Source organism: Streptomyces sp. NPDC020958 (assembly GCF_055562175.1).
The window spans coordinates 474,448-480,736 of sequence record NZ_JBVHFU010000006.1; the positions used below are offsets into that span (position 1 = coordinate 474,448).

The 6,289-nt window shown below is 71.3% G+C and carries 5 protein-coding genes; 2 read left to right on the plus strand and 3 right to left on the minus strand.

The annotated features are described in order from the left end of the window. Positions 1–12: 12 nt before the first annotated feature. Positions 13–1,332 carry an aminotransferase class I/II-fold pyridoxal phosphate-dependent enzyme gene (locus ACZ3KP_RS21445; protein ID WP_467501270.1) on the minus strand — a complete coding sequence of 440 codons (1,320 nt, stop codon included), beginning with the start codon at positions 1,330–1,332 and terminating at the stop codon, positions 13–15. A gap of 111 nt (positions 1,333–1,443) precedes the next feature. Between ACZ3KP_RS21445 and ACZ3KP_RS21450 the strand changes: the two genes are divergently transcribed. Both ACZ3KP_RS21450 and ACZ3KP_RS21455 read left to right on the plus strand, forming a co-directional pair. After that, complete coding sequence (locus ACZ3KP_RS21450; RefSeq protein WP_467501271.1) at positions 1,444–2,652, plus strand: MFS transporter; 1,209 nt, start codon at positions 1,444–1,446, stop codon at positions 2,650–2,652. A gap of 24 nt (positions 2,653–2,676) precedes the next feature. Continuing rightward, on the plus strand, positions 2,677–3,570 hold the full coding sequence (locus ACZ3KP_RS21455) for a hypothetical protein (protein WP_467501272.1): 894 nt from the start codon (positions 2,677–2,679) through the stop codon (positions 3,568–3,570). A gap of 70 nt (positions 3,571–3,640) precedes the next feature. Here ACZ3KP_RS21455 and ptsP read toward each other — a convergent pair whose 3' ends face one another. After that, positions 3,641–5,311, minus strand: a complete 1,671-nt coding sequence (ptsP, locus tag ACZ3KP_RS21460; RefSeq protein ID WP_467501290.1) for a phosphoenolpyruvate--protein phosphotransferase — start codon at positions 5,309–5,311, stop codon at positions 3,641–3,643. A gap of 113 nt (positions 5,312–5,424) precedes the next feature. Then, positions 5,425–5,874 (minus strand): PTS sugar transporter subunit IIA, encoded by a 450-nt coding sequence (locus tag ACZ3KP_RS21465; protein WP_467501273.1) that lies wholly within the window; start codon positions 5,872–5,874, stop codon positions 5,425–5,427. Between the last annotated feature and the right edge of the window lie 415 nt (positions 5,875–6,289).

Here is a 6,289-nt window from a genome sequence, read left to right on the forward strand (position 1 = left end):
CAGCGAGCGCCATCAGCCGCCGTAGGTGGCCTCGGACTCGCCCAGTACCGAGGCGAAGTCCGAGGCCAGCCGCGCGGCGTCGACCGGCTCGAGCCCCGCGGTCGATATCCGGACCCCCGGGCCGGCCGAAAGCCTGAAACGCGCGCCCGCCGCGACCCACCAGCCGTACGAGCGCAAACCGTTCACCACGGCGGACTCGTCCCGCACGCCCACCCACAGGTTCATCCCACTCGCCCCGTGCGAAGCGATACCACGCTCGGCCAGCTCCTTTGCGAGCGCCTGTCGGCGTACTGAGTACGCCGCACGCGCGCGTGCCACCAACGCGCGCGTGTCCGGGTCGGTCATCAGCCCGAGCACCGTCTCCTGCAGCAGATGACTGACCCAGCCCGACGTCAGGAGCAGCAGACCGTCGTGACGCGCGAGCGTCGTCGCGTCACAGGCGGCTGCCGCCCACCGCAGGTCGGTGCCGAGGAACTTGCTCACCGTCCGCACGTGCACCCAGCGCGCCAGGCCCGCGCCGACCGGCGAGTGCAGCGGGGCGTCGGTCACCGAGGACGCGTGATCGTTCTCGATCACCAGGACGTCGGGCTCGGCCCGCAGCACCTCGGCCAGGGCGTCCCGGCGCGCGGCCGAGAAGCAGCCGCCGTACGGATTCTGCGCCCGGGGGCTGTACACCACGGCCCGCACACCCGCGCGCAGGGCCGCGGCCAGACTGTCCGGACGCATTCCCTCGTCGTCCACGGCAACCGGCACGGTCCGCAGCCCCAGCGCGGGGACGAGGTCGAGCAGGTGGTGATATCCGGGGTCCTCCATGGCCACGGCGTCGCCGGGCCGCAGCTCCACGGTCAGAACGCGGGCGATCAGGTCCAGCGCACCGTGCGCGAACGTCACGTGCTCCACCGGGAGGCCGTCGGGCCGCAGCCAGTCACGTACGGCTTCCTCCAGCCGTGCGAGCCGCGGCGCGGAACGGTGTGACCGGGCGCCGGGGGACAGCCGCGAGGGCGGCACCAGACCCGGCAGCAGGGCCGCATCGGGATGCCCGCCGGCCAGGTCGCGGAGCCCTGGGGGCACTCTGGGCGGCCGCCGTGACGCCACCGCCGGAGCGGGCGCCACCACGGTGCCGCCACGCCCGCGCGTGACGACGATCCCGCGCCGCCTCAGTTCCTTGTACGCCGTGGCGACCGTGCCCGGGCTCACCCCCAGCTCCTCCGCGAGCCGCCGCACCGGCGGCAGCGCCGCCTCCGGGGCCAGCTTGCCCTCCGCCACGCCCCGTTCGACGGACGCGGCAATCCCCTTGGCCGTGGACCCAGTGATCTCATATTGTATTACCACGTTGGCAAGTATGTATCAGTACATAATTTCCGGCAAGGGGGAGCATTGCAGACGACGCCCGGCACGAGGACACGACCCAAACGCATACCCGGAGGCCGCGACGGGCGCAGAATGCTCGTCATCGCCCTGGTCGACCGCATCGGCAGCGGACTGTGGGCGTCGGTGTCGGTGCTCTACTTCACCTACGTCTCCGGTCTCTCCCTCCCCGAAGTCGGCACCCTCGCCGCCGTGTCGGGCGCCATCGGCATCGCGGGAGCACCCCTGGGCGGCCGCCTCGCCGACCGGCTGCCCCTCACCCGCGTCCTCACCGCCTTCCAACTCCTGCGCGCACTCGCCTCCTTCGCCCTGCTCACCACCGACGACTACACCCTGCTGCTCGCCATCTCGGCCGTCGGCGCCCTCGGTGACCGCGCCGCCAACGTCCTCACCAAGCTGTATGCCACCCGCGTCGCGGGCCCCGAACGAGTCCGCTACCAGGCCCTCAGCCGTACCCTCGCCAACGCAGGCTGGGCCCTGGGCGGCCTGACGGCCGCGGCAGCGCTCGCCCTGGGCACCACCACGGCCTACCGATGGCTCCTGGTCGGCGATGCCGTCTCCTTCCTCGCCACAGCACTCCTCACCCTGCGCTGCGGCGAACCCCCCTCGGTCTCCCGCGTCGTGGCCGGCTCCAGGACCAGGCCCCGCACCCCGAACCCGGCCGGCCCGTGGCGCGACCGGACCTACCTCGCGTACGTCGCCACCGACACCGTCCTCTTCCTCGACGACGCCGTCTTCAAAATCGGCCTGCCCCTCTCGATCGCCCACAGCGACCACGTCCCGCACGGCCTCGCGCCCCTGCTGCTCGTCCTCAACAACGTGCTGGTGGTGGCCCTGCAAGTGCCGCTCGCCCGCTTCGGCGCCAGCAGCGAGGCCGCCCGCCGGCTCCTCGTCCCGCTCTCCGCCGCCTTCGCCCTCGGCGGCACCGCCATGGCCCTCTCCGCCACCGGCTCAACCCCCACCGCGGTCCTCCTGCTCACCGCCGCGGCCACCGCCTTCACCCTCGCCGAGATGCTCCACGCCACCATCTCCTGGGAACTCTCCGTCGCCCTGGCACCCGCCACCGCCCAGGGCGCCTACCTCGGCGTCCACGGACTCGCCCAGTCCGCCCAGCGCAGCATCGGCCCACTCGCCGTCACCGCCGCCGTCGCCGTCGGCCCGCTCGGCTGGTCAGCGTTCGGTGCCCTCATCGCCCTGACCTGCGGAATTCAGCACCGAGTCGTCCGGGACCGGCTTCCACACCCCCGATTGTCAGCGGCGCCGGTTACTGTGAGTGAGCATTGATCGACCGCACACAGGGGGAAAACCATGGCGCGCACCGACCACCGGGGCATGCGACGCGTCCTGCGCCGCGAAATCGCCGGCACCATCGGCCTGCTGACCGACGAACACGACTTCCGCGCCATGCGGCGCTACCGCACCTTCACCTTCGACGACCACCCCACCTACCTCCACCAGATCGAAGCCCTCCTCAGGATCCGCGCGTCCGAAGGCACCCACACCACACTCGCCCTGTTCGACCCCGAGGAGTACGCCGAGTTCTGCACAGACACCGGACTCGACCCGGACCACCCCGCGAGCCGCACCCGCTTCACCGCCGAACTCGCCGCCACCGGCGCCACCATCCCCTACGACGGCCGACCCCTCACCGATCTCGTCCCCGCCCTCGTCGACGAGGCCGTACGCCAGGCCACCTGGGAGTACGCCAGCACTCTCCTCGCCCGGCTCGGCCCCTGCCCCACCTGCGGCGAGGACGTCGGACGGGCCGCCTTCACCCGCGCCTCCCACCTCCTCACCCGCATCCTCGACACCGCCCCGCCCGGCGACCGGCACCTCGTCTGCAGCGTCTCCGGACCACCCGAAACCCTCGTCACCGTCCTCCACGCAGACCGGAACGCCGAAGGCACCACCGACCTCGACGAGGCCGAGACCCTCGAATTCACCAGCGTCCTCGCCCTCGGCCTCGCCACCCGCAGCCCCGGCGGCCTCGTCATGCGCACCAGCGCCCCGGGCAACCCCGACCGCGTCTACGGCTGGCGACTGCGCGGAGACACCCTCGCCCCGCTGACGGCCGGAGAAGTCTTCGACGCCTACTGCACAGACATCGAAACCGGTGACCTCATCTCCCCGGAGTCCGACGTCGACTACTGCGCACCGCCCGACCTCGGCGGTCAGGACACACCACCGGGCCACCACCACTGAAACGCACCAGGGGCGCCCCACCCACAGGTGGAGCGCCCCTGGAAAGACAGCCGACCACGGCCGCGCCCGGCTACTCGCCCGACAGCACCGCCTGAGCCGCCGCGCGCGCCTCGTCCGCGCTGTCGGCAGCACGCGCCGCCGCCCCGGCCCGCTCGCACTGCGCCACCGTGTACTTGGCGAGCATCGCCCGGACATAAGGAATCGACGCCGCACCCATGGACAGGGAGGTGACACCCAGACCAGCCAGCACACAGGCCAGCAGCGGATCGGACGCGGCCTCACCACACACACCGCAGCTCTTGCCCTCGGCCCTCGCCGCCTCCGCGGAGAGCGCGACGAGGTCGAGCAGCGCGGGCTGCCACGGGTCCTGCAGCCGGGACACCGCACCCACCTGACGATCCGCGGCGAACGTGTACTGCGCCAGGTCGTTGGTGCCCAGCGACAGGAACTCGACCTCCTGGAGGATCGAGCGCGCCCGCAGCGCTGCCGACGGGATCTCCACCATGGCACCGAACTTGGCCCGCAGCCCCGCCTCCCGGCAGGCATCCGCGAACGCCTTGGCATCCGCGCGGTCGGCCACCATGGGCGCCATCACCTCAAGGTAGACAGGCAGCCCCTCCGCCGCCTTCGCCAGCGCGGTCAGCTGGGTGCGCAGCACCTCGGGGTGGTCGAGCAGCGTCCGCAGCCCGCGCACGCCCAATGCCGGGTTCGGCTCGTCCGCCGGGGTGAGGAAGTCCAGCGGTTTGTCGGCACCCGCGTCCAGCACCCGCACGACCACCCGGCCCTCGGGGAACGCCTCGAGCACCTGACGGTAGGCCTCGACCTGCTTCTCCTCGGAGGGAGCGTTCTTGCTGTCGTCCAGGAACAGGAACTCGGTACGGAACAAGCCCACGCCTTCGGCACCGGCCGCCACAGCCGCCGGCACATCCGCAGGTCCGCCCACGTTGGCCAGCAGCGGCACCTTGTGCCCGTCCGCGGTGACACCCGGTCCGGTCGAGGCGGCCAGCGCCGCCTTTCGCTCAGCGGCCGCCCCCTGCAGCTCCGCCTGCTTCTGCGCGCTCGGATTCACGAAGATGTCGCCGGTACTGCCGTCCACGGCGATCACCGTGCCCTCGGCGAGTTCACCCGCGCCGGGCAGTGCCACGACCGCCGGTACACCGAGCGCACGGGCCAGGATCGCGCTGTGACTCGTCGGGCCACCCTCCTCGGTGACGAAACCGAGCACCAGCGTCGGATCGAGAAGCGCCGTGTCCGCCGGCGCCAGGTCCCGCGCCACCAGCACATACGGCTCGTCGCTGTCCGGGACGCCCGGCATCGGCACCCCCAGCAGCCGGGCGACGATACGATTCCGCACGTCGTCCAGGTCGGCCACCCGGCCGGCGAGGTACTCGCCGGCGCCGGCCAGCAGCTCGCGGTACGCGGCGAACGCGTCGTACACGGCACGCTCAGCGGTGCTGCCGACGGCGATCCGGCGCTCCACGTCGGCCATCAGCTCCGGGTCCTGGGCCATCATGGCCTGCGCCTCGAGCACCGCCTGGGCCTCGCCGCCGGCCAGGTTGCCGCGCGCCATGAGGTCGGCGGCCACCGCCTCCACCGCCTGACGAGCCCGGCCCTGCTCCCGCCCGGCCTCTTCCGCCGGGATCTGCTTGGCAGGCGGCTCCAGCACCGCCGTTCCCATGTGCCGAACCTCGCCGATCGCCACACCGTGGCTCACGCCGACGCCTCGCAGCGTTGTTTCCATCTCACCCGTCTCCGATAGTGCGGCGGGTCCCGCCGCCGCGATGGTTGTCGTGGTCGTCGCCCCCTCTGTCATATACGGAGGGAAGGCGAACGGGGTCGTCAGCTCCGGACGACTCAGTTCCAGGCGAAGAGACCGTCCCCGGCCTTCACGTCGCCGTCCTCACGGAGCTCGGAGAGGGAGTCCGCCGTGGCCTCGAGCGCCACGACGGGGCACACCGGGGACTTGCCGGCGGCCTCCACCTCGGCCGGGTTCCAGCGGATGACGCCCTGACCGCGGGTCACGGTGTCGCCCTTGTTGACGAGCAGTTCGAAGCCCTGGCCGTTGAGCTGCACGGTGTCGATGCCGAGGTGGGTGAGCACGCCGTGGCCGCTCTCGTCGACGACGACGAACGCGTGCGGGTGCAGGGAGACGATGACTCCGTCAACGGGTGCCACGACCTCGGCAGGCTCGCGCGCGGGGTCGATGGCTGTACCCGGGCCGACCATGGCCCCGGAGAAGACCGGATCGGGCACGGCGGCCAGTCCGATGGCGCGTCCTGCCAGAGGGGACGTCACGGTGGTCATGGGAAGCCTCCCAGGAGTGGAGCTGCTTACGGGCCGTCACTACCTGTCCCGGACGGCCCTGAGCAGCAGCGTATGTCATATGAAGTGGCGGTTCCGCATGGAAGCTACCAGCTAGTGGTCTAGACCACCAGGGGTAATGGATTTGCACGGGCTCCGAAGCCCCGTGTACAGTCGTACTCCTGCTTCGGGCCATGCGGCGCGGCAACGCGTCCTCGGTCAGCAGAACCCAAATTCGTCAGATCCTAACTTCGGATCATCTTCCGCATGCCTGCGGGAGGGTGGTCAGGGGGCCGGAAAAACACTGATAGAGTTTGGAACATCGAAGGGAAGCCCGGAGGAAAGCCCGAGAGGGTGAGTACAAAGGAAGCGACCGTTCCTTGAGAACTCAACAGCGTGCCAAAAGTCAACGCCAGAT

Bases quoted from the DNA above. Each gene is read 5' to 3' on its own strand.
- ACZ3KP_RS21450 (WP_467501271.1), top strand. From the start codon at position 1,444: ATGCTCGTCATCGCCCTGGTCGACCGCATCGGCAGCGGACTGTGGGCG.
- ACZ3KP_RS21455 (WP_467501272.1), top strand. From the start codon at position 2,677: ATGGCGCGCACCGACCACCGGGGCATGCGACGCGTCCTGCGCCGCGAA.
- ptsP (WP_467501290.1), bottom strand. From the start codon at position 5,311: ATGGAAACAACGCTGCGAGGCGTCGGCGTGAGCCACGGTGTGGCGATC.
- ACZ3KP_RS21465 (WP_467501273.1), bottom strand. From the start codon at position 5,874: ATGACCACCGTGACGTCCCCTCTGGCAGGACGCGCCATCGGACTGGCC.